18 protein-coding genes and 1 pseudogene are annotated in these 23,628 nt (G+C 56.9%); 10 read left to right on the top strand and 9 right to left on the bottom strand.

Going from position 1 to position 23,628, the window contains the following annotated elements:
• The first annotated feature begins 228 nt into the window (after positions 1-228).
• The 5 genes from ACJAXR_RS11655 to ACJAXR_RS11635 all read left to right on the top strand — a co-directional run bounded on the left by ACJAXR_RS11655 (position 229) and on the right by ACJAXR_RS11635 (position 4,924).
• Positions 229-1,092 (top strand): sugar phosphate isomerase/epimerase family protein, encoded by an 864-nt coding sequence (locus ACJAXR_RS11655; protein WP_415058440.1) that lies wholly within the window; start codon positions 229-231, stop codon positions 1,090-1,092.
• 42 nt (positions 1,093-1,134) lie between these two features.
• A complete protein-coding gene (locus ACJAXR_RS11650; protein ID WP_415058439.1) occupies positions 1,135-2,148 on the top strand; it encodes a fatty acid desaturase in 1,014 nt (337 codons plus the stop codon).
• A 43-nt stretch (positions 2,149-2,191) separates the two neighbouring features.
• Positions 2,192-3,007, top strand: a complete 816-nt coding sequence (locus ACJAXR_RS11645; protein ID WP_415058438.1) for an ABC transporter permease — start codon at positions 2,192-2,194, stop codon at positions 3,005-3,007.
• A gap of 61 nt (positions 3,008-3,068) precedes the next feature.
• Complete coding sequence (locus ACJAXR_RS11640; RefSeq protein ID WP_415058437.1) at positions 3,069-4,118, top strand: ABC transporter substrate-binding protein; 1,050 nt, start codon at positions 3,069-3,071, stop codon at positions 4,116-4,118.
• Entirely contained in the window at positions 4,115-4,924 is an 810-nt protein-coding gene (locus ACJAXR_RS11635; RefSeq protein ID WP_415058436.1) for an ABC transporter ATP-binding protein, read from the top strand. The genes ACJAXR_RS11640 and ACJAXR_RS11635 overlap by 4 nt, the downstream gene beginning before the upstream one ends.
• A gap of 127 nt (positions 4,925-5,051) precedes the next feature.
• On the opposite strand, the gene ACJAXR_RS11630 is transcribed toward ACJAXR_RS11635, so the two are convergent.
• A complete protein-coding gene (locus tag ACJAXR_RS11630; protein WP_415058435.1) occupies positions 5,052-5,393 on the bottom strand; it encodes a hypothetical protein in 342 nt (113 codons plus the stop codon).
• Positions 5,394-5,676: 283 nt separating this feature from the next.
• Here ACJAXR_RS11630 and ACJAXR_RS11625 point away from each other — a divergent pair, with 283 nt between their 5' ends.
• Positions 5,677-7,068: an aminotransferase class III-fold pyridoxal phosphate-dependent enzyme gene (locus ACJAXR_RS11625; RefSeq protein WP_415058434.1), complete on the top strand. Its 1,392-nt coding sequence runs from the start codon at positions 5,677-5,679 to the stop codon at positions 7,066-7,068.
• A gap of 61 nt (positions 7,069-7,129) precedes the next feature.
• Here ACJAXR_RS11625 and glmS read toward each other — a convergent pair whose 3' ends face one another.
• Entirely contained in the window at positions 7,130-8,974 is a 1,845-nt protein-coding gene (gene glmS, locus ACJAXR_RS11620; RefSeq protein ID WP_415058433.1) for a glutamine--fructose-6-phosphate transaminase (isomerizing), read from the bottom strand.
• 67 nt (positions 8,975-9,041) lie between these two features.
• Positions 9,042-10,601, bottom strand: a complete 1,560-nt coding sequence (locus tag ACJAXR_RS11615; RefSeq protein WP_415058432.1) for a methyl-accepting chemotaxis protein — start codon at positions 10,599-10,601, stop codon at positions 9,042-9,044.
• 201 nt (positions 10,602-10,802) lie between these two features.
• On the opposite strand from ACJAXR_RS11615, the gene acnA reads away from it, so the two are divergent.
• The 3 genes from acnA (at position 10,803) to umuC (ending at position 15,377) form a co-directional block, all read left to right on the top strand.
• Entirely contained in the window at positions 10,803-13,550 is a 2,748-nt protein-coding gene (gene acnA, locus ACJAXR_RS11610) for an aconitate hydratase AcnA (protein ID WP_415058431.1), read from the top strand.
• Between the two features lie 125 nt (positions 13,551-13,675).
• A complete protein-coding gene (locus ACJAXR_RS11605) occupies positions 13,676-14,113 on the top strand; it encodes a LexA family protein (protein ID WP_415058430.1) in 438 nt (145 codons plus the stop codon).
• The gene (gene umuC, locus ACJAXR_RS11600) at positions 14,106-15,377 is read left to right on the top strand and encodes a translesion error-prone DNA polymerase V subunit UmuC (RefSeq protein WP_415058429.1); all 1,272 of its coding nucleotides are present in this window, start codon (positions 14,106-14,108) and stop codon (positions 15,375-15,377) included. Before ACJAXR_RS11605 ends, umuC begins: the two co-directional genes overlap by 8 nt.
• 77 nt (positions 15,378-15,454) lie before the next feature.
• Here the strand turns inward: umuC and ACJAXR_RS11595 are convergent.
• The 6 genes and pseudogenes from ACJAXR_RS11595 to ACJAXR_RS11570 all read right to left on the bottom strand — a co-directional run.
• Positions 15,455-16,504 (bottom strand): annotated as a pseudogene (locus ACJAXR_RS11595) (sigma 54-interacting transcriptional regulator); the annotation flags it as partial.
• 574 nt (positions 16,505-17,078) lie between these two features.
• Positions 17,079-18,020 carry a PA2778 family cysteine peptidase gene (locus ACJAXR_RS11590; RefSeq protein ID WP_415058428.1) on the bottom strand — a complete coding sequence of 314 codons (942 nt, stop codon included), beginning with the start codon at positions 18,018-18,020 and terminating at the stop codon, positions 17,079-17,081.
• A 4-nt stretch (positions 18,021-18,024) separates the two neighbouring features.
• On the bottom strand, positions 18,025-18,432 hold the full coding sequence (locus tag ACJAXR_RS11585; RefSeq protein ID WP_415058427.1) for a PA2779 family protein: 408 nt from the start codon (positions 18,430-18,432) through the stop codon (positions 18,025-18,027).
• A gap of 173 nt (positions 18,433-18,605) precedes the next feature.
• Positions 18,606-19,889 (bottom strand): NAD(P)/FAD-dependent oxidoreductase, encoded by a 1,284-nt coding sequence (locus tag ACJAXR_RS11580; RefSeq protein WP_415058426.1) that lies wholly within the window; start codon positions 19,887-19,889, stop codon positions 18,606-18,608.
• Between the two features lie 106 nt (positions 19,890-19,995).
• The gene (locus ACJAXR_RS11575; protein ID WP_415058425.1) at positions 19,996-21,540 is read right to left on the bottom strand and encodes a DHA2 family efflux MFS transporter permease subunit; all 1,545 of its coding nucleotides are present in this window, start codon (positions 21,538-21,540) and stop codon (positions 19,996-19,998) included.
• A complete protein-coding gene (locus tag ACJAXR_RS11570; RefSeq protein WP_415058424.1) occupies positions 21,533-22,564 on the bottom strand; it encodes an HlyD family efflux transporter periplasmic adaptor subunit in 1,032 nt (343 codons plus the stop codon). Before ACJAXR_RS11570 ends, ACJAXR_RS11575 begins: the two co-directional genes overlap by 8 nt.
• A gap of 105 nt (positions 22,565-22,669) precedes the next feature.
• Here ACJAXR_RS11570 and ACJAXR_RS11565 point away from each other — a divergent pair, with 105 nt between their 5' ends.
• A complete protein-coding gene (locus ACJAXR_RS11565) occupies positions 22,670-23,617 on the top strand; it encodes a LysR family transcriptional regulator (RefSeq protein ID WP_415058423.1) in 948 nt (315 codons plus the stop codon).
• The last annotated feature ends 11 nt before the right edge of the window (positions 23,618-23,628 follow it).

The following is a 23,628-nucleotide window of genomic DNA, read 5'->3' as shown; positions in this document are numbered from 1 at the left end:
GCTTCAGAGAGCGGGGTTGAGCCTTTTTTTTGCGGGTGTGGGGCGAGCGCGGCAATCTGGTGCATGAAACCGCCCAATGCTCCGATGCTGTGCAGGGTATCACCGGACTGTATGGTCAATATACATGCTGAACAGCATGTAAAACAGCGACCTATGCAAGGTTGCATCCATATGGCATGCCGCTTGCTAGTACTTAATTAGTCAATTTACCGAGCTGGAGCACGTTGTATGCAACTGGATCTGTACAAGACATTGTGGGGCCATGAGGGCACGGTTGAGCAGGGCGCGCTGTTGGCAGTCGACGCTGGCTTTACCGGGATAGAGGCCCCGGCCCCGGCTGATGAGGCCGATCGGGAGCAGATGGCGGCAGTATTCGCCGACCATGGTCTGAGTTACATAGCCGAGATATGCACGACAGGCAGTTATGTGCCTGATCGTCATGCCACGCCCGATGAGCACCTGGCCTCGCTTGAGACAAAGATCAAACGCAGCCTGATGTTGAATCCGCGCTTTTGCAATGTGATGGGCGGCTGTGATGCGTGGCCTCTGGACGTGCAAGTCGACTTTTTCCGACGCGCGCAGGACATGGCTGACCGTTATGGCGTGCTGTGCAGCTTCGAGACGCATCGCAGTCGCTCCTTCTTCAACCCCTGGATTACGCGCGATGTTCTGCGCGCGTTGCCCGATCTGCTCATTACCTGTGATTTCAGCCACTGGGTGGTGGTCTGTGAGCGGCAGATGGACAGCGAGTGGGAAACCATTCTGGAGGTGGCGGAAAAAGCCCATCACGTGCACAGCCGAGTTGGCTACGACCAGGGCCCACAGGTGCCTCACCCTGCTGCGCCAGAATATGCGGAGGCCTTGGCCTCGCACGAGCGTAGCTGGCAAGCGATCTGGGCCAGCCAGATGCGTCGTGGTTATACCGCCAGCAGCATGACCCCGGAATTTGGCCCCGATGGCTATCTGCACACACAACCGTTCACCGGCATGCCCGTTGCTGATCTTTGGCAGATGAATCGCTGGGTTGGGTTGCGCGAGCGTGATCAGTTTGGGCTCTGGCAGGCCGCGCAACAAGAGCGGGTTACTGGTTAACAGCACCTGAGGGTGTGCAGGTCATTACAAGAGGCATGAGCAATGCAGATTTACAAAAACATCTGGCGCGACGAGGGCATGTTGCCCAATACCCTGGCGATCGGATACGTACTGCTAACTTACTTTGGCGGCTGGGCGCTGTTATGTGTGGGCGCCTGGTGGAGTCTGGCGCTGGGCGTGCTCGCCGTGGCCCATGGTATGACGATAGCGGCGTACCTGTTGCACGACTGTGGGCACAACGCGTTGTGCAAGAAGGTTGAACATAACACCCGGATTGGACGCTGGATGAATGTGATCACCGGCTCCCATTACGGCACCTACGAAGACATGCGCTACAAGCATATGCGCCATCACGTTGATAACTGCGAGCCGGTCGCCTTCGATTATCGCGCGTGGTTGGTTGAACGGCCGGTGCTGCACAAGGTCGTTCGCGGTCTGGAGTGGTGTTATATCCCTGCGGTGGAGCTGATCATGCACGGCATGTTGATCGCTGCGCCTTTTGTTTATGAAAGCAAAAAGGCCCAGCGTGGGCGGGTGATACGGGTGACCTTGCTGCGGTTCAGTGTCTTTGCGCTACTCATCTGGTTTGCGCCTTTGGCGGCGCTCGGTTATGCCGTGGCCTACTGCCTATTTCTGACGTTTCTGCGTTTTATGGATTCTTTTCAGCACAATTACGAGATTTTCTACACGCTGGACACCACCGATGCCAAGCCTCCGTACAAGGGTAACCGTGAGTACGAAGAGCACAATACCTACAGCAATCTGATCTCGGCGCGTTGGCCCTGGCTGAACCTGCTGGCGCTGAACTTCTCCTACCACAATGCCCACCACACCAAGCCCACCACGGCCTGGTATCGATTGCCAGCGTTTCATCACAGCCTGTATGGCGATAGCTGCCCGCAGCAGCTGAGCATGTGGGGGCAGGTGAAGAGCTTTCATCAACACCGGGTGGGTCGGGTGCTGGCTGAGGAGTACGGCACGGCGGATGTGCGCGAAACGGTACGAGACGGTAAGGCCGTGGGAGTTAATGCGTTGTCATTCCTCACTGCATTTTGATGCTTTTTTTACCTGCTGAGCAGGCTTTGGGTGGAGAGCATTGATGTCGGGATTCAGGGCAGCAGTCTGGGATAGTTTTGATTTCAAGCAGCCAGTGGCTCCGGGTATCAAACTGATGTTGGGCGTGACAGCGTGGTTGGCTTTTGTGCTGGCGTGGCACTTCGCCGCAACGGGAGAGGGTACGTCAAGCCCGCTTTTTCCAGGGCCGCTGCAGGTACTTGAGTCGCTGCGCGAGTTGTTTTTTGAGCGCGAATTCAGCGCTGACGTACTGGCAAGTCTCAAACGCATTGGTATCAGTTTTGCGCTGGCGGTGGCACTTGCTGTCCCGCTGGGTGTGCTGATGGGCGCGTTCCCGCTGGTGGCGGCGTTCTTCAATCCGTTGGTCTCGGCCTTTCGCTACCTGCCTGCGCCGGCCTTTATCCCGCTGCTGTTGATGTGGCTGGGTACAGGTGACGAGCAGAAGATCGCGCTGCTGGTCTTGGGGGTGGTGTGGTTCTTGATCACCCTGGTCAGTGACGTGGTGCGGCAGGTGCCGACGGATTTTATCGAGACATCCAAGACTCTGGGCGGCTCACGACGGGTGATTCTCTGGACGGTAGTAGTACCGGCGGCACTGCCGGGCATTGTTGATACCTGTCGGCAGATGCTGGCGGTGAGCTGGACCTATCTGGTGATTGCCGAGATCGTCGCGGCTACAGATGGCATCGGCGCCATGATGATGCGCGCCAGACGTTTTGTGTACGTGGACGACATCATGGCCGGAATTGTGGTGATCGGCGCGCTGGGATTGTTATGTGATTTGGCGTTTCGTGGGGTGCATTGGTTGGCGTTTCCGTATTTGCGGCAGCGGGGGAAATAAGCCCTTTGCGACGAGGCCGTCGCGAACAGATTTAAAGTTTCACTCATCTAGGAGATTCACTATGCGATCGAGCAACTGGAGCAAAACAGCCAAAGGCTGTGTACTGGGTGCAGCGCTGATGTGCGCTGCAGGGGTCGCTCAGGCGGCGGAGCAGGTCAATGTGTCGCTGTTCTCGTGGCCGGGTTATGGCTTCTGGTTTATCGCCAAGGAAAAGAATCTGGTCCCTGAGCTGGATCTCAATATCACTATTATCGAAGACCCCTATGAAAGCTTCGGCCTGATGACGGCCGGTCAACTGGATATCACCTCCAGCACGGTTGAATACGGCCCGATTGCGGTCGACAAGAATGTGCCAGTCAAGCTGGTGACCTATACCAACCCATCCTACGGCACGGACAAGATTATCCTGGCGCCGGGCATTGAGTCTGCCAAGGACCTGATCGGCAAGAAGATCGCGGTGATGGAAGGTGGTTTGACGCAGATTTTCATGGGTATCTGGCTGGAACAAAATGGCGTTGCTATCGATCAGGTCGAGTTCGTTAACGTGATTATGGACGAGGCCGTGGGCGCGATGCTGGGCGGCAGTGTCAGTGCGGTTGAACTCTGGGAACCCTTTGGTAGCCAGTTGCTGAAAAATATGCCCGGTGCTCGGGTAGTGGCGGATTCAAGCGAAGGCGACTGGATCAGCACCGCGTTGCTGGGTGACGGCATGTATATGAGCGAAGCCTTTCTGACCGAGCGTCCGGAAGCGGCCAACCTGGCGATGGAGGCCTATTTTAAAGCGGTCGATTACTGGAAGGCCAATCCGGAAGAGGGTAATCGTATTATTGCCGAAGCGATTCAGTTCAATGTCAGCGATGTGGAGATGGTCATCGGTACTGATGGCGAGATCTACAAGGGCGGCATTATGGTGTTTGACCTGGAAGAAGCTGGGCGCTTTATGGGTGTGGCCGAGGGCGAACTGCCGTTGGGTATGACCAATGGTCAGATTGTTCAGCACTGGAACACCACCAATACCTGGTGGCAGAAGTTCGGTATGGCCGACGCCATGCACGACTGGACTACTGGCGTGGAACTGAGCCCGCTAAAGGCGGCGCTGGAGGCTGAATGAGCGCGCAGGCAGTCAACCTGAGTGCCGACCTGCAGGGTTTGCAGGTCGAGCAGGTGGGTAAGGTGTTTGCTGACAATGGTCGACACGTTGTCGCCGTGGAGGGCGTCAGTTTTGACGTCGAGCCACGGCAAGTGTGCGTTCTGCTTGGTCCTTCAGGCTGTGGCAAGTCAACTGTATTGCGCATGATGGCTGGGCTTGAACGTCCGTCCAGCGGCAGCGTCAGTCTGAATGGCGAAGAGGTGCGTGGGCCGCATAGGGATAGGGGGATGGTGTTTCAGGGCTACACCTCATTCCCCTGGCTCAAGGTCCGCGACAATGTGGCTTATGGTCTGCGAATCAACGGGGATGTGATGGCGATGCAGGAGGGCACGGTCGATTATTTTCTCGAGCGTGTCGGCCTGAGCGCCTTTGCCGATGCCTATCCACACCAATTGTCCGGCGGCATGCGCCAACGGGTCGCCCTGGCCCGTGCTCTGGCCAACAGCCCCAAAGTATTGTTGATGGATGAGCCCTTTGGCGCATTGGATGCGGAGACGCGCTGGCAAATGCAGGAACTGCTGCTCGATGTTATCCGTAAGGAACGCATGACGGTCGTGATGGTCACCCATGATGTGGAAGAAGCCCTGTTGCTGGGCGATCAGATCGTGTTCCTGTCCCGCCATCCGGGGCGAGTGAAGACCCTATTGCACCCACCCTTCAAAGCCAGCAGCGACATTAAAACCCGTGAGGATATGCGCGCGCATCCAGCGTATGCGGGACTGGAAAAGCAGATTCTGGACATGATGCGTGAGGAGGGCGGGCATTAACACTGAAGATAAGGGGGGGAACCCGGTGTCCGTTCTAAAACACCGAGCTCCCGCAAAAGACACTGCAGCTAAACCGCAGATACATCACCACGCTTTCAGATAACGTCATCCCTAGCGCGGTAAAGCATCAGCCACGATTAGCACCAGTGGAATAATCCAAGCGTTTGGGCAGAGGCTCACTTACCGCTTCATGACTGGATGCCGGCGCAGTAAATCCTGCGCTGACGAGCAAAAGCGCGGCGATGGAGTAGCGAATAAGCCGACGCGGTTGGCGAGCGATCCGTTTCAAAACGCGTGGCCGCCTGCGCGGCATGGCCTTGCGAGAAGGGGCGTCGAAGGTGCTGTGAACCTGGTAGTTGGAATCAAGCGTACTGGCCGCTCGCCAGGTGACTGCAGCGCTACGCAGAGTAGAAACTGTAGCCGTCTCGCGCGCCACTGCGAAACCGTTGTGGGTGATGGTAACGTTCATGCTGGATCTACCCCGGAAAAACCAGACCGATATGGCCCTCGACGCACGCACTGTGACTGCAGGGCTGTTAAGGCGCGGTTAAGGGATTAGCGTTGCGCACGGATTATTTATTTTTTGTTTGATGTGGTGGTTAAGGCCTTTGGTGTGCACCCGAACATGGTGGGACAGGACATGGACGATAATCACCAGGAGTCATTCCCCGGTGATGCTGCGCTGAAGGCCTGCTACACCGCAGCAACTTTGATACAGTGGCCAACCTGTTTTCCACATAATCCGGTACGCCATGACCCCTGAAGACCTCGCATTCGACCAGCGCCATCTCTGGCATCCCTATACCTCGACTTTAAGACCCCTGCCTTGTGCGCCGGTCGTGGCCGCTGAAGGCTGTGAGTTGCAGCTTGCCGACGGCACGCGGTTGCTTGACGGTATGTCCTCGTGGTGGAGCGCGATCCACGGCTACAACGTACCCGAGCTGAACGCTGCTATCAGCGGACAGATGGCGAAGATGAGCCATGTCATGTTTGGCGGCATTACCCATCCTTCTGCCGTGGCGCTGGGTCGACGCCTGGTCGATATCACGGCGCCTGAGCTGGAAGCCGTGTTTCTTGCAGACTCTGGCTCGGTGTCGGTGGAAGTTGCGCTAAAGATGGCGCTGCAGTACTGGCAGGGCCGTGGGGTCGAGGGACGAAGCCGCTTTGCAGCGTTCAGCTTTGGCTATCATGGCGACACGTTTGGCGCGATGTCCGTGACCGATCCGGACAATGGCATGCACAGTCTGTTCAAAGGCTTTCTGGCGCAGAACATTTTTCTGGAAGCGCCGCCGATCGACCCGGCCTGCATGCCGCCTGTTGTTCCTGCGGCGGCAGATACCGCTGGGGCAATATCCAGCGAACAGCTCTTGGCCGCCAAGCATGCATGCTGTTGCAATGGAGGTACTGGCGGCTGCCCGGTGGCCGATCCAGAGATCATTGCACGCTGGCGCCACACCCTGACACAGCACGTCGACGAACTGGCAGCGGTGATCATCGAGCCTGTTGTACAGGGCGCTGGCGGCATGCGGATCTACCATCCCTGCTATCTGCGTCAGCTCAGAATGCTCTGCGACGAACTTGATCTGCTGCTTATCTTTGACGAAATTGCTGTTGGGTTTGGCCGCACTGGAAAAATGTTCGCCTATGAGCATGCCGGTATCATTCCTGACATCATGACTGTCGGCAAGGCGCTCACCGGCGGTTACATGACGTTGGCTGCCACGCTGGCGACTGCCGATGTCGCAGCCACCGTCTGTCGCAGCAAAGCGGGCGTTTTCATGCATGGCCCGACCTTCATGGCCAATCCGCTGGCATGCAGCGTTGCTGAAGCATCGATAGCATTACTGCTCGATTCGCCATGGCAGCAACGCCTACAGGATATCGAGTCGCACTTGAGAAGCGCGCTGTGGCCGCTGGCCGAGCTGCCGTCAGTGGCTGCCGTCCGTGTACTGGGCGGGATTGGCGTGGTCGAGATGACAGAGAGTATCGATGTTGCCGAGGCGCAGGCGCTGCTGACAACTCATGGCGTATGGCTCAGACCTTTCGGCAAGCTGCTCTACACCATGCCGCCCTACACTATGTCAGCAGGGCAGCTGGAACAACTGACAAGCGCAATGAAGACCTTCTGCGAGTCGAAAGTCTGATTGCGTCTGGCTTGCAGTCACTGACAACACGGACTGGGCTGGAATAACGGTGATATTGGCTTTATTCCACGGTGACGGACTTGGCCAGGTTTCTGGGTTTGTCCACATCGGTGCCTTTGACCAGTGCTACGTGATAGCTGAGCAGTTGTAGCGGGATGGTGTAGAGAATGGGGGAGATAGTGTCTTCTACCCAGGGCAGGCTAATGATTTCGTGGTTGCTCTGGTCGCTTTCTTCGACGGTTTCGCAGGCGAAGGTGATCAGTTGGCCGCCGCGGGCGCGGACTTCTTCTAAGTTCGACTTGAGTTTTTCCAGCAGGCTGTCGCTGGGTGCGACGCTGACGACGGGCATATCTTCGTCCACCAGGGCCAACGGGCCGTGTTTGAGTTCGCCGGCGGCGTAGGCTTCAGCGTGGATGTAGGATATTTCCTTGAGCTTGAGCGCGCCTTCCATGGCGATTGGGTAGTGCGTGCCGCGGCCTAGAAAGAGCGCGTGGTGCTTGCTGGCGAAGCGTTCTGCCAGGGTGGTAATGCGCGGTTCGAGTGTGAGGGCCTGCTCGATGATGGCAGGCAGTTTCTTCAATGCTTTGACGTTTGCGGCGATTTTCTCGGGACTTTTGCCGCCAACCTGGGCCAGGGCGGTGGTGAGCCACAGGAGGGCTACCAGCTGGGTGGTGAAGGCTTTGGTTGAGGCGACGCCGATTTCGGGGCCGGCGTGGGTCAGCAAGCGCCAGTCGGCTTCGCGCACTAGGGAACTGCCGGCGACATTGCAGATGGCGAGCGTGGCGAGGTAGCCCTGGTCCTTGGCAAACCGCAGCGCAGCCAGGGTGTCGGCGGTTTCGCCGGATTGGGAGATGGTGATGAGCAGTGTATTGGCTGGCACGACGACGGTGCGGTAGCGGTATTCGCTGGCGACTTCGACGGTGCAGGGTAGGCCAGCCTGATCTTCTATCCAGTAGCGTGCTACGAGGCCGGCGTGGTAGCTGGTGCCGCAGGCGACAATATGAATATTCTTGATGTCGGGCAGGCGTGTTTCGGCGTCTGGTCCGAGTATCGCGGTGAGCACGTGATCGTCCGCGAGAGTGCCGGCCAAGGTATCGCTGATGGCCTGGGGCTGCTCGAATATTTCTTTTAGCATGTAATGACGGTATTCGCCTTTGTCCATACTGAAAGCGGCATGTTCATAGCGTTTTACCGGGCGATCGACCGTGCTGTTGTCGCGACCCCAGATCTCGCAGCTATTATTTTTCAGGCGAGCGAGGTCGCCTTCTTCCAGATAGCGGAAACGATCAGTGACCTGCAGTAGCGCCAGGGGGTCAGAAGCGATGTAGTGCTCGTCGCTGCCTTCACCGATCACCAAGGGGCTGCCCATGCGCGCGCAATACAGCGTATCCGGTTCGTCTTCGTGGATCAGGGCCAGCGCGTAGGCGCCGTGCAGTTCGTTCAATGTGGTGCGGAACGCGTTGAGCAGGTCATTGCTTTCGCTGTAGTAATGGGCAATCAGGTGAGCGACGACTTCGGTATCGGTTTCCGAGACGAATTCATAACCCAAGGCGATGAGGCGTTTGCGCAGAGGGCTGTGGTTTTCGATGATGCCGTTATGCACAACGGCCAGGCGACCGGAAATATGCGGGTGGGCATTGCGCTCGGCGGGCTTGCCGTGGGTTGCCCAGCGAGTATGGGCGATGCCTAGATGGCCGGCGGCGGGCGTCGCTGTAAGGGCGTTTTCCAGCTCTATGACTTTGCCTACCGCACGTACGCGCAGGATGCCTTTGGGCTTGTTGTGCTTGTCGTCAGTGAGGACGGCCACGCCGGCGGAATCATAACCGCGATACTCAAGCCGACGCAGACCCTCCATCAGGATTGGAGTGATGTTGCGCTGGGCGATGGCGCCGACGATTCCGCACATGGTGTGTTCCCTTGATTTGAATGCAAAGCGGGGAGTTTATCACCGCCTCACACTTATGGAAGCACCATTACCGCCGGCTGAAACGCTCCACGAGAGCTGTTTGAAGCTCCGCGGTATGAGTCAGCTCATTGCTGAGGCTGGCACTGCGCTGGGCCTCGATCGCATTAACATCCGACAGGCTGGCGATATTGGTGACGTTGCGGTTGAGCTCTTCTGCTACGGCGCTCTGCTCCTCCGCTGCGCTGGCAATTTGATCGGTCATTTCATTGATGCGTTCAATGGCTTCCCTAATACCGTCAAGCGCTTCGTCGGCCTCAATCACCTGAGCGACACCGTGATCCGCCTGCTCGTGGCCGGCGCGCATGGCATCGACGGCGCGTTTGGCTGCGGTTTGCAGGTTGCCGATGAGGCCGTGGATCTGTTCGGTGGACTGGGCGGTGCGGCTCGCCAGGGCGCGTACTTCGTCTGCAACCACGGCGAAACCGCGGCCTTGCTCGCCAGCACGGGCGGCTTCGATAGCGGCGTTCAGAGCCAGCAGGTTGGTCTGGTCGGCGATGCCTTTGATTACGTCAACGACCTTGCCGATCTCCTGGGTATCGCTGGCCAGTTGTGAGGAGACGGTTGCGGCGGAACTGACCGATTCCGAGAGTATTTCGATCGCATCGCGGGTCTTGGCTGCAACCGATTTGCCGAGCACCGCCAAGCGGTTGGCTTCGCGGGTAGCGTCGGCCGTGCGGTGCGCGTTGGCAGATACTTCCTGCGTTGCAGAGGCCATCTCATTGACTGCAGTGGCGATCATGTCGGTTTCAGAGCGCTGCTTGTTGATACCGTCATGGCTTTTATGGGCGAGCTGGCTGGCTTCACGCGCCTGTAGACTCAGGTTTGTAGCGTTGTCCAGCATTCGGGTCAGGCAGGTTTGCATGCGTGCCTGTTGGCTGTGCAGCGCCATTTCCAACTGGCCAAGTACCCCTTTATGAGCGGTATACATGGTGGCCAGCAGAGGATCGGTAATGCTGTTATCGACTACCTTTATAATGCTTTGCAAGCGCTGCTCGTGCCAGCTGCGCAGGAGGAAACCAACTGGAATAGCGAACCCCGCTGCAGCCAGAACACCCCAGCTGCCAAACATCAATCCGGCACCACCGGATGTGGCCGCGAGTACCACTACAGGGGCTATTTCGCCGATGATCGCACCCCATGCTGTGCCCGTTGCGGTTTTACCGCTGTTCAACCGGCGATAGAGCGTTTCAGCCCGTTGCACTTGGGAGGCTGTAGTCTTGACCCGCACGGACTCATATCCGACTGCTTTGTTGTTTTCCCAGATGGGGGTGATAAAGGCGTTTACCCAGTAATGATCGCCATTTTTGCATCGGTTCTTGACGATTCCCATCCAGCTCCTGCCAGCGCTCAGGTCACCCCACATGTGGCCAAAAACAGCCGCGGGGGTGTCGGGGTGGCGGATAATGTTCTGTGGGCTGCCGATCAGTTCTTTATGTTCAAAACCGCTTATGGCAACAAATGCATCGTTGCAATAGGTGATGTTGCCCTTGAGGTCCGTAGTCGATATCAGTTTCTGGTTGGCGCTGAGTGTGCGTTCACGCTGGGTCACCGGCTGATTGTTGCGCATGTGCTGGGTATTTCCTGATTTTGGAGTTCAAACAACTGACTTCTGAGCCCCGGGCGGATTCATTTTGACTATGCTGTTAATTATCGACTCGCGCCGAATTTTCTTGAGGGGTGTTTGCGTCCTCGCCGCCGGCGCTTTAGGGTAAGAGTATATCAAGATTGCCGTTGGTTACTTGCCAGCGGGCTTAATGGAGGTCATGCAATGTCTGAAGCTAAAAGCCTGGGTAACAGTTTGGGAACCAAGACTACCCTGCAGGTAGGCGATACCACCTATCACTACCATTCGCTCCCCAAGGCCGCAGAACATTTGGGTGATCTGACCCGGCTGCCGGTGTCATTGAAGGTGTTGCTGGAAAACTTGCTGCGCCACGAGGATGGTGTGACCGTGACCGGTGAGGACATTCAGGCAATGGCCGACTGGCTGAAAACCCGCAGCTCGGATCGTGAGATTCAATATCGCCCGGCTCGTGTGCTGATGCAGGACTTTACCGGTGTGCCCGCGGTGGTGGATCTGGCCGCGATGCGGGATGCGGTTGCGCGCGCGGGTGGTGATCCGCAGCGGATTAATCCCCTGTCGCCGGTGGATCTGGTGATTGATCACTCGGTGATGGTGGATCATTTTGCCGATGCGGACGCCTTTGAAGAGAACGTCGAGATCGAAATGCAACGCAACGGGGAGCGTTACGAGTTCCTGCGTTGGGGGCAGAAGGCTTTTGATAACTTCCGTGTTGTGCCGCCGGGTACCGGCATTTGCCACCAGGTAAACCTCGAATACCTTGGCCAGAGTGTCTGGTCGAGCAAGGTAGACGGCGAGCTGTGGGCTTACCCAGACACACTGGTGGGTACCGACTCGCACACCACCATGATCAATGGTCTTGGGGTGCTGGGCTGGGGTGTTGGCGGTATTGAAGCCGAGGCTGCGATGCTGGGTCAGCCGGTATCGATGCTGATTCCAGAGGTGGTTGGCTTCAAGCTGACAGGTAAGATGCCCGAGGGCATGACTGCGACCGATCTGGTGTTGACCGTGACCCAGATGCTGCGGGCCAAGGGCGTGGTCGGCAAGTTTGTCGAGTTTTATGGCGACGGACTGGCGGATCTGCCGTTGGCTGACCGCGCGACCATAGCCAACATGGCGCCTGAATACGGCGCTACCTGTGGCTTCTTCCCGATTGATGACGAAACCATGCGCTATCTGCGCCTGACGGGTCGTCCGGATGACGTCGTTGCCCGCGTCGAAGCCTATGCCAAGGCCCAAGGCATGTGGCGTGAGCCCGGTGCCGAACCGGAATTTACCGACAGTCTCGAACTGGATATGAGCACCGTCGAAGCCAGCCTGGCAGGACCGCGTCGGCCACAGGATCGGGTTGCGCTGGGGGATGTGCATGCCGCATTCGATGAGCTGCTGGATCTGGTGTTGCGTCCCGCTAACGAGGCTGAGTCGCGCCTGGAAACCGAAGGCGGCGGCGGGGTTGCTGTAGGCGGTCCGAGTAATGGTGCGACGGTGGTGATCGATGGTGAGGAGCATGAGATCAGTCATGGTGCTGTAGTGATTGCGGCTATCACTTCCTGTACCAACACCTCCAATCCGAGCGTCATGATGGCGGCCGGTCTACTGGCCAAAAAAGCGGTTGAGCTCGGCATGGTGCGCAAGCCGTGGGTCAAGACATCGCTGGCGCCGGGCTCCAAGGTGGTGACCGATTATCTGCTCCGGGCGGGTCTGACTGATTCGCTCAACACACTGGGGTTCAATCTGGTGGGTTATGGCTGCACAACCTGTATCGGTAACTCGGGCCCGTTGCCGGAGCCAGTTGCACTGGCGGTAACCGAGCATGATCTGGTGGTGTCTGCAGTGCTCTCGGGCAATCGTAACTTTGAAGGGCGGGTGCATCCGCAGGTGAAAGCCAATTGGCTGGCATCGCCGCCGCTGGTGGTGGCCTATGCGCTGGCGGGTAATACGCGCATGAACTTGCTGGAAGACCCACTGGGGCTCGACAAGAATAACAAGCCGGTGTTCCTCAAGGATCTCTGGCCCAGTAACGCCGAGATCGCCGATGCGGTGGGTATGGTCGAGGATTCGATGTACCGCGAACGCTACGCTGATGTGTTCAGCGGTGATGAGCACTGGCAGTCAATCCGGGTGGCCGAAGGCGCAACTTATGATTGGATGAACGATTCGACCTATGTCAAGAATCCCCCGTACTTTGATCACATCGACCAGCCGCTGGAGCCGCTGAAACCTGTGGACCAGGCGCGGGTGCTGGCGGTATTTGGCGACTCGATCACCACTGACCACATCTCGCCTGCGGGTAACATCAAGGGCAGCTCCCCGGCTGGCCGCTACTTGCAGGAGCAGGGTGTCGATCCAAAAGATTTCAATTCCTACGGCTCGCGTCGGGGTAACCACGAAGTCATGATGCGCGGCACCTTTGCCAATATCCGTATTCGTAATCGGATGCTCGGCGGCGAAGAGGGTGGTGAAACCATTCACGTGCCCAGCGGCGAGCGTATGGCGATATACGATGCGGCGATGCGCTATCAGCAGGACAGCACACCATTGGTGGTGTTTGCCGGCAAGGAATACGGCACCGGCTCCAGCCGCGACTGGGCGGCGAAGGGCACTAATCTCCTGGGCGTGAAGGCGGTGATTGCCGAGAGCTTTGAGCGCATTCACCGTTCCAACCTGGTGGGTATGGGTGTGTTGCCGCTGCAGTTCAAGGATGGCCAGAGTGTTGGCTCGCTGGGTCTTGACGGTCAGGAAGTGGTCGATATCAAGGGTGTCACCGATGATCTGAAGCCAGGTCAGACGCTGAAGATGGTCGCTACGAAGGATAACGGCGAAAAGGTTGAATTCGACGTCCTTTGCCGCATCGATACGGGTAATGAGGTTGATTACTTCAAGGCAGGCGGGATCCTGCACTTTGTCCTGCGGGAGTTGATCGCGGAGGGTTAAAGCCGACAATGGGTCCCCGCGGATGCTGTTGTAGAGTGCGGCTCGCGGGTTACATTTTCCATTTGGCGCTGATCGGGTGAATTAGTGTACTGTATGTACGTACAGTATTTTACAAGGTCACCGACATGAGCGCTATTACCATTCTAGGTCCCGTGGGCAGCTCCCTCATTGAGCTGCCCTTTTTTTCCTCCCGTGTTTCTGCCGGCTTCCCCAGCCCGGCGCAGGATCATATGGAGCAGACCCTGTCACTGGATGAACTGTTGGATATCGATGCGCCGCATACCTACCTGGTGCGCGCTGACGGCGACAGTATGATCGGAGCGGGGATTCTGCACGGTGATGTGCTGGTGGTCAGTCGAGCGCTGACCGGCCGGCATGGCGACGTGGTCATCGCGGCAATTAATGGCGAGACTTTCGTCAAACGGTTGTCGATCCGGGGTGAGGAGGTGGTGCTGTGCTCTGAAAATCCAAAGTATTCGCCCCGGTATATTCTTGAAGGGGACGACCTGGTGATATGGGGCGTGGTGACGGACAGCATTCGCAGGCACCGCAGCCATGGTTGACCAGGTGTTTGCGCTGATCGATTGCAATTCCTTTTATGCCTCCTGTGAGCGCGTGTTCCGCCCGGACCTGCAGCGGGTACCTATTGTGGTACTAAGCAACAATGATGGTTGCGTGATTGCCCGGTCGGCAGACGCCAAGCCTTTTGTGAAAATGGGTGAACCTTTTCACCAGATTCGCGGCACTTTGCAGCGTCATGGTGTACTGGCGTTCAGCTCCAATTACGCCCTGTACGGCGACATCAGTGAGCGGGTGATGACTGTCATCGAAGGCCTGGTGCCGGCGCTGGAAGTCTATTCGATTGACGAAGCCTTCACCGACATGACGGGCATCGTCGAACGCGAGAAGCTTGGCCGACAGATACGCGCTCAGGTATTGAAGCTGACGGGCATACCCACAGGCGTTGGCATCGCCAGCAGTAAGACACTTGCCAAACTGGCCAATGCGGCGGCAAAGCGCTGGCAGAATCAGACCGGTGGGGTAGTGGACATTTGTGATCCACAACGTCGCGACAAGTTGCTGAAGGTCATGCCGGTGTCTGAGGTGTGGGGCGTGGGCCGGCGGATGACCGCACATCTGACCTCTATGGGCATCAAGACAGCCTGGGATCTGGCCCAGGCCGATGCCTGGAGCCTGCGTAAGCAGTTCAGCGTGGTGATCGAGAAGACCGCGCGGGAGCTACGAGGTGTCTCGTGTCTTGGCCTGGAGGAGTCACCATCAGCAAAACAGGAGATATGCAGCAGCCGCGCCTTTGGCCAGCGGCTACATGAGGTGGAGCCGATCCGTGAAGCCGTCGCAACTTACACTGCGCGCGCCTGTGAGAAGCTCAGAGCTCAGGGTTCCCTGTGTAAACGTATTCGCGTGGCGATCCGCACCGGCATGTTCAATCCGGAGGAAGTTAAGTTTGCCAAGGGGATCGTTTGCGAACTGCCCTATCCCTCGGATGATACGCGATTGATTGTGCGCGCCGCCCAGCAGGGGCTGGATGCCATCTTCAAGCCGGGTCACGCCTACGCTAAGGCGGAGATCATGCTTCTGGATCTGCGACAGCGGGGCGAGTTCACTGATGACCTGTTCGCCGAGGTGCAGCCTGCCGCAGCGGAAAAGGTGATGAGCGTACTGGATGAAATAAACGGGCGTTGGGGCCGGGGCACCCTGCGCCCCGCACGGGTGCCGCTAACGCCGGGCTGGGGAATGAAGCGGGAGTTGAAGAGTCCAGCCTATACTACCTGCTGGGCAGATTTATGGGACGTGGGTTGCAAATAGGAATGCATGATGGTGAGGCGCTAATGTGTTCCTTAGTAAGCTCGGGAATAACTTTTGTTCCAGTTCAAACAATTAAATTACGGTTCGGGCTTCTGTTTTTTTGTTATTTTTAGTTCAGCTTGACTGATTTTCAGTCGCTGTATGCGGTACAGCAAGGTGCGGCGGGATAAGCCTAACTCGCCGGCGGCGCGGGTCTGGTTACCACTGTTTTTATGCAGACAATCGATGAGCAGGTTGCGTTCGAATCTGTCCATACGTTCGCGCAAGCTCAGTCTGAGGTTTCTGGTGGTGTAGACATCCAGGTTAAAGTGCTCGGCAAGTAGCTCGTCCCCTTCACAGCGCAGAATAGCCCGCTCGACTAGCCCTTTTAACTCACGCACGTTGTCAGGAAACCTATAGTTAGCCAGATACTCGAGTGCAGAATCGGTCCAGCGGCAGGCGGGACGATCTAAGAAGGCGCAAGCCTTGGAAGCAAAATGGCGTGCCAGAATGAGAACGTCATCGCCGCGATCGCGCAGTGGCGAGAGCGTGATAGAAAAGCTGGCCAGACGATAGAACAGGTCCGTGCGAAATAGTCCACGCTCTGCCTGCGCCCTCAGATCGCAATGGGTAGAAGCGACAACGCGTACGTCAACCTTGTGAGTCTTGTTACCACCCAGCGGGCGTATTTCGCCTTCCTGCAGCACACGCAGCAGTCTTGCCTGCATCGACGGCGATATGACGTCTATGTCTTCCAGAAAAAGCGTACCACCGTTTGCTGCATCGAAAATGCCGGTGTGGTCGCTTTCAACGCTTTCGAAAGAGCTTTTGCGATAGCCGAATAGTTCTGATTCGAGCAGGGTGTCCGGCATAGAGGCGCAATTATGGACCACGAAGCGCTTGCTGCGTCGGGTTCCGTTGTTGTGAATGATACGGGCGACCAGCTCCTTACCCGTGCCAGTCTCGCCGGTCAGCAGCACACAGTCGGGTGTATGCAGCACTTCACTGACCATTTGATGCAGCGCGCGCATTGGTGGGCACTCACCGATCAGGCCGTAGTCGCGGGGCCTAGCCTGAGTGGAAAGGTGGGTCGTCGGATCGTCGGTTGAAGGTGCGCGCAAGTTTCCCTGCAAGCGCGGCTGCGCGATATCGTTCATCGGGGCAAGTGTCGGGGGAATATCAGGCAAATTCACGGGTCGCTGTTCCTTCAGCGCAGAAGATGTCACGTCAGGTTCATGTATTTATAAAGTATTTTTAAAATACAGAGCAACGAGTTAACGCAACTTCAAAATATTTAAGTTCATACAGGGTAAAATTTTATAGTTTCGATAAGCACGCTATGAGAGCTATTCTTTGCGTAATAATTCAGCAATTATTTTCACTCGCCCTCATGCTATACGATCATATCCTAATCTCGGAAAATAAGAGTTGCAAGCCGGCACGCTGTGGGCTGGTCGTCTCCGAGAGGGTCTGTATTTTATCCAACACATTGAAATTAAAACATAAATATATGTTTTTATGTTGTGGTTGCGAGGTTTCAAGGAAATACATAAATGTTTTTTTGAGACCCATTTCACAATTAATGAGAAGCAAGTTTGAATTTGTAAAATATTAGAAGTTAAACAGTTCCTATATAGGCTCGTTGGAAAATTAAAAAATACAGTCTGTCTAAGTAAGTAGGGTTGTGAAAAATGAAGCGGCTCGCTGTAAAGGATGTGTGCGCTAAGGGCAGGCAGGAACCTGGCACACTAGAGTACGGGCGGTTGCACTAGAAGAGTTATTTTGCGTGGCAGCCGCACAGGCCCTCGCCTTTTCTGCAGCAACCGGGCAACCCGTTGTCTCAAGGCCATAGGCAAGATTGTTCCAGCCCGCCTGCAGTTCGGGGAACTCAGAAGTGAGTGTGCGAAAGTGCTCTACCGCTTCACCACGTCGCCCTTGGGCCCAGGCAACATTACCCATGCCGAAACGCGCTGCGGCCTGCTCGGGCCAGTGCTGCATTGCGCTTTGGTAGGCCAGGGCGGCGCTGTCTAGTCTGCCGGTCTGCTCGAGATCACTGGCTGCTCGTAGATAGGGCAGGGGCTCTGCAGTGGCGGGTAGTCGATCGGGTGGCAGCATAACGACTGCCCAGCGGTCAGCGCGCTGCCAGGTACGGAGGAATACTTTGAAGGGCTCGCGCTGCGCTTCGTTCAGGCCGCTGTGCACAATCATTTCTTTGGTTGCGAGGTCGTAGCCGATCACGACGGCGTAGTGCCATTGCGGGAGCCAGTTGAATGCGAGATTCTGCATAACGAGCACCGGGTTACCGGCATCCACTTCGGCCATCACACTTTCAAGTTTGCCTGCCACAGGGTAGACCAATAGGTCACGTTCCCGGCCGGCTGATACCAGCTCTACCTGCAGGGTGCCTTTACGCTCGGGTATGTATACGCGGTCTTTGAGGGCTTCGGGTGTGGCGGGTTTACCGCGATGATTAAGGACCATCGCCAGTGCCGCAGGGCCGCATTGGTAGGCGTCCTGCGCATAAAAAGGGACCTGTTCAAGCTGGCGCTTCGCGGATAGATCGGCGAAGGCTTCAGGTGGGGGTATGTCTATGGGTCGCCCTGCACAGGCTGACAGCAATGCTGCCAGCCCGAGCAGTACGATCAGGTGCGTGAATCGGGGCACAGGATCAGCGATTGATGCAGTTGACGAACTTGTAGACGTTGGTAGCGCAGAGCAGGTCGGTAATGATGAAGATCACCAGGAACAGCACGATCACTCCAAGAATACCACCGGCGCCGGCTGGCGCTTCGTCGAGCTGGGCGTTGAAGTAGGCGAGCTCATCAGCGGTCAGACTGTTGATGCGTTGCTCGACCTGATCAGCGGAGACGCCCATAGATGCAATTTTTTCCTGAACAGCCTGGTCAGACAACATGCTCTTGAGCGCGTCGCGATCAACACTTGCCTGTTCCTGATTGATTACATCGCTGGTACCGATCATTGAAGCTTGAGCATGCACACTGGTCACGGTGGTGAGCAGGAACAGGGCTGTCAGCATAATCGAAAGAAAACGTCTGGTCGTTGCGGTAAAAGTCATAGCCTACTCCTCATTATTATCGTGGGGCTTCCGTATGCGGGTTGCCCTAAGGTGCCGAATATTCGTCACCGATCCTAAGCATACTCCCTAAAAAGAGACGCTAGTGCTTGATAGAACACATACAACGACACAAGTTCCTGCGCACGTCACAATGTGTGACGTGCTTCATTGGTTTACCAGCCCAGTTGGTCACGCATCTTATAGTAGAGCGCTCCCATTGCCGTGAATGGCACTCGGAACAACCTGCCGCCGGGGAAAGGATAGTGGGGTAGATCAGCGAAGGCGTCGAAACGTTTGGCCTGGCCACTGATGGCTTCGGCGAGGATCTTGCCGGCCAGGTGGGTATAGGTCACGCCGTGGCCACTGCAGCCCTGCGAGTAGTACACATTACTGCCCAGACGACCGACCTGGGGCAGACGTGACAGCGTCAGCAGGAAGTTGCCGGTCCAGGCGTAGTCGATCTTGACGTCTTTGAGCTGAGGGAAGGCTTTGAGCATGTTCGGGCGCACCAGTGCCTCCACGTTAGCTGGGTCACGGGCGCCGTAGACTACGCCGCCGCCGAAGATCAGTCGGTTGTCTCCGGAGAGTCGGTAGTAGTCGAGCAAGTAGTTACAGTCTTCTACGCAGTAATCCTGCGGCAACAGTGAGCGGGCCATTGACTCGCTCAGGGGCTCGGTAGTGATCACCTGAGTGCCACAGGGCATGGATTTGGCTTCCAATTGTGGAATCAGACCGCCCAGGTAGGCATTGCCGGCTACGACGACGAAGTCTGCGGTCACCTGGCCCTGTTCAGTATGTACTACGGCTTTGACACCTTGTTCGACACGGATGACGCGGGACTGCTCATGAATGATGCCCCCCAGAGATTCGACCGCGTCAGCCTCGCCGAGTACCAGATTCAACGGATGAATATGACCGCCGCTCATGTCGAGCATGCCGCCAACATAGGCCTCTGTGTTGACCACTTCGCGTATGCGTTTGCTGTCCATCAGTTCAAGCTGGTTGTGGCCGTAGCGCTCCCACAGCACTTTCTGGGCTTCGAGGTGGCGCATCTGTTTTTCGGTCACCGCGGCGAACACGCCGCCGTCCTTCAGGTCACACTGGATATTATATTTGGCGACCCGCTCACGAATGATCCGGCCGCCCTCGAAGGCCATCTCGCCTAGCAGTCTGGCCTGTTCAGGCCCTACATTGCGCTCGATAACATCAATGTCGCGGCTGTAACTGTTGACGATCTGGCCACCATTGCGTCCCGAAGCACCAAAGCCGACCCGTGCGGCTTCAAGAATCGTAACCTTGAAACCCTGCTCAAGCAGGAAGAGTGCTGTGGACACACCGGTGTATCCAGCCCCGATGACGCACACATCGGTTTCATGGTTACCCTGCAGGGCGGGGCGATCCGGTGAGGCGTTCGCGGATGCGGCGTAATAGGATGAAGTATGGTCCGTCTGAGCCATGGGATACCCTTGTGCTAGGTGTGTTGCATATTTTTTACATCAATAGGCGGATGCTAGCGTTTGGCGGGGGTTTATACCAGTAGGCGGTCAAAAAAAGTGACGAATATCAGGTTTTGTTGACGGGCTCACCGGGGATGGGTTTAACCATCAGGACAAAGACCATGGAGCAGGCAAGCATGATGCCGATCAGGTGGAAGGCGTCGTTGTACGCCATGATTTGCGCCTGTTGGTGGACCTGGTTGTTGAGCACCATGAACGCCGTCTGTGGGTCGCCCAGCTGATCGGTCAGCACCTTCAGTCGCTCCTCTACCGCCGGGTTGCCGGGGACTATGGATTCGCGCAGGAAGTCAAAATAGTGTTTGGCCCGGCTGTCGAGGATGGTTGCCAGCGCAGCGATACCGATAGCGCCCCCGAGATTGCGCAGGATGTTGTACAGGCTCGATGCCGACCCGGCCTGGGAGGGCGGGATCATTGCGGTGGCCAGGATCGACATGGGTACCAGCACCATTGGCTGACCAATCGCCCTGAATATCTGAATGCCGATGAATTGCTCTCCAGCAAAATCCAAGCTCAGGGAGCCGCTGGAAAAGCTGGCGAAGGCGAATAGCGAAAATCCCGTGGCGCAAATAAGGCGTGCATCTACATGACGCATCAGGATGGGCACCAAGGGAATGATCAGCAACTGTGGTAAGCCCATCCACATCAGTACCTGGCCAATTTGTAATGCGTTGTAATCCTGAATCTGGGCCAGATAGACCGGCAGCACAAACACTGTGCCGTATAAACCGACACCCAGGCCGATATTGGCCAGGCTACCGAAGAGGAAATTGCGGTCCTTGAACAGGCGCAGGTTGACCAGTGGGTTGGGGCGTGACAGCTGCAAAATGATAAAGGTGACCAGACTCATGAATGCAATGACCGCCAGTGCGAGCATCAGGTTGGATTCAAGCCAGTCTTCGCGATGCCCTTCCTCGAGAAATACCTGCAGACAGCCCAGACCCAGCGCCATGGTCAAGATACCGAGATAGTCACCTTGCTTGAGCAGTTCCCAGCGTGGGGGTGACTTTTCAAGACCGTACAGCAGACCGGAGATCATCAGCAGGCCCGGGACAATGTTGATATAGAAAATATATTCCCAGCCATAATTCTGCGTTAGCCAGCCGCCGATCGTTGGGCCAATTGAGGGTGCAAATGTCGCGGTGACTGCAAACATAGCCATGCCTTTGGGTCGGTCCGGCGGCGGTAGTTTGGTCAATACCAGCATGAAGGCGAAGGGGATCAGTGCGCCGCCAGCCAGGCCCTGCAATACTCGAAAAACGATCATGCTCTCCAGGCTCCAGGCCAGGGAACACAGCAGCGATGCCAGCACGAAACAGGAAGAGACAACGACCGCAAAACGTCGCGCGGACATGACCATGGTGAGCCATGCGGCCAGCGGAATAATGATGATCTCTGCGACCAGGTAAGAAGTTGAAATCCATGAGCCCTCCTCGATTGTCGCCGAGAGGGCGCCCTGAATATCGCGCAGGGAGGAATTGATGATCTGGATATCCAGAATGGCCATGAAGGCGCCCAGTATGGCGCTGAGGATGGCGATCCAATCACGCCTGCCGGGTGGCGGTATAACCTGTTCGGCAACGGCCTCAGTCACGCAGCGACACCTTTACCTCGGCCGACATACCCGGCCGTAAATCGGGGCTGAGCGGATGATCGTTGTCGATCAGGATTTTGACCGGGATCCGCTGAACCACCTTGGTGAAGTTGCCCGTGGCATTGTCCGGCGGTAACAGGCTGAACTGAGCGCCCGAGGCAGGAAACAGGCTGTCGATACGCCCGAGTACTTCCTGACCAGGAAAGGCATCGAAGGTCAGCATTGCCTCCTGGCCAGGGTGAATGCCCTCAATCTGAGTTTCCTTGAAGTTGGCTTGTACCCACAGCTGCTGCTGCGGCACCAGAGCCAACAAATGCGCACCGCGCTGGGCGTTGAGGCCCGTACGCACACTGCGCTGGCCGACACGGCCGGCAATAGGGGCGCGGATCTCTGTGCGTTGCAGATCCAGTTCTGCGCGTCCGATATCCGCTTGCGCTGCGGCAACCACGGCTTCCAGGCGCCCAACGTCGGCATTCAAACTGTCCTTGACCAGTACCTGGGTGCGGGCGTCCGCAGCCGCGCGGCGAACCTGAGCCTTGGCCACGGCCAGTTGCGCGCGAAAGTTACTCAACTGTTCTTCGGAAGCAAAGCCGGACTTCAGCAGCGGTGTGATGCGATCTATATCAAGCTGAATGCGCTTCTGCTCCGCCTGACGGGCTTCGACGTCCGCCTGCGCCGAATCGATCAGGCTGTCCTGCTGGGCTAGCCGGGACTGGGCTTCTAGCTGCTCGGCTTGACGGGTGGCCAGGCTAGCGCGGCTATGGGCGAGGGCGATATCGAAGTCCCGAGGATCGAGGCGCACGAGTAAATCGCCGACGTCGACTAATTGGTTATCGCTGACCAGTACCTCGACCACCTGAGCGTCGAGCTGGCTGCTAACGCGAGCAATCTCGGCATGCACATAGGCGTTATCGGTGCTTTGGTAGTACTGACCGACAAACCACCAATTAGCAAAAAAAACGCCACCAATCAGGCCCGCAACCAGGAAGAAGAGTAACAGACGCGTGCGGACCCGGGCTGACATGTAATTTCCTTGTTTTTATTCTTGGTCAGCACTCTAGCACTGTTGCACCTCACTAGAGAGGGGGTAGAATCTGGACACTTTGTTGCATCAAAGGAACAGTTGAAGATGGGATTAGACGACGCACTGATTTTTACCCGGGTGGTTGAGTGCCATAGCTTTACCAGCGCGGCGCTGACGTTGAATATGCAGAAATCGACAGTCAGTCGGCGTATTGCTCAGCTCGAAGAGCGCCTGGGCGTGCGCTTGCTCAATCGCACCACGCGCAAGCTCCGTTTGACTGAGGTCGGTCAGGCTTATTATGAGCGTTGCCGGCAGATCATGCAGGAGTTCGCCGAAGCCGAGCAGGCAATCATGCAACTGCAGAGCGAGCCTACCGGTTTGTTGCGGGTCAGCTCGCCCATCGAGTTCGGTCAATTGTTTCTGGGTCGTGTAGTGGGCGAGTTTATGCGCAGGTATCCAGCGATTCAGGTCGAGGTCGAGCTCACCACGCGCACCATTGATCCAGTCGAAGAGGGGATCGATGTCGTGATTCACCGTGGGCGTCTGCAGGACTCAAGTCTGGTCGCCCGTCCTATGATGACCAGCCCACGACAGCTTTTCGCCAGCCCTGATTACATCGCCCAGTACGGTATGCCCAAGAGGCCGGAAGAGCTGAGCCAGCATCGCTGTATCAATACGCTGATGGATGGCGGTCGCAAGTGGCATTTTAATGAGCCAAATGTCAGCGTGCAGGTCACGCCGGTACTGGTCGCGAACAATATTACCTTCGCCCGGGAAGTGGCGATTGCCGGAGCGGGCATCATCAACGTGCCTGCCTTTATCGCCGAGCCCTACGTTGAACAGGGCCTGCTTTGTCGGGTGCTGGAACACGTTGTACTGCCTTCGACCGAACTATACGCGCTGTATCCGTCGCGGCGCTTCCAGGCCATGAAGGTCAAGGCCTTCATCGACTTCATGATTGAAAGCCTCGAGAAGTATCTGAGCTCCGAGGTGGAGGCAGGGGCCAAGCCACTGATATTATCTGCAGCCGAGGAGGCTGACCTGCCTGGCTAGTACTTGCTGGC

The sequence above is a fragment of the Halopseudomonas sp. genome (genome assembly GCF_047631575.1).
In the GTDB taxonomy this organism is placed as follows: Bacteria; Pseudomonadota; Gammaproteobacteria; order Pseudomonadales; family Pseudomonadaceae; genus Halopseudomonas.
This window is presented reverse-complemented; position numbering and strand designations above follow the sequence as displayed.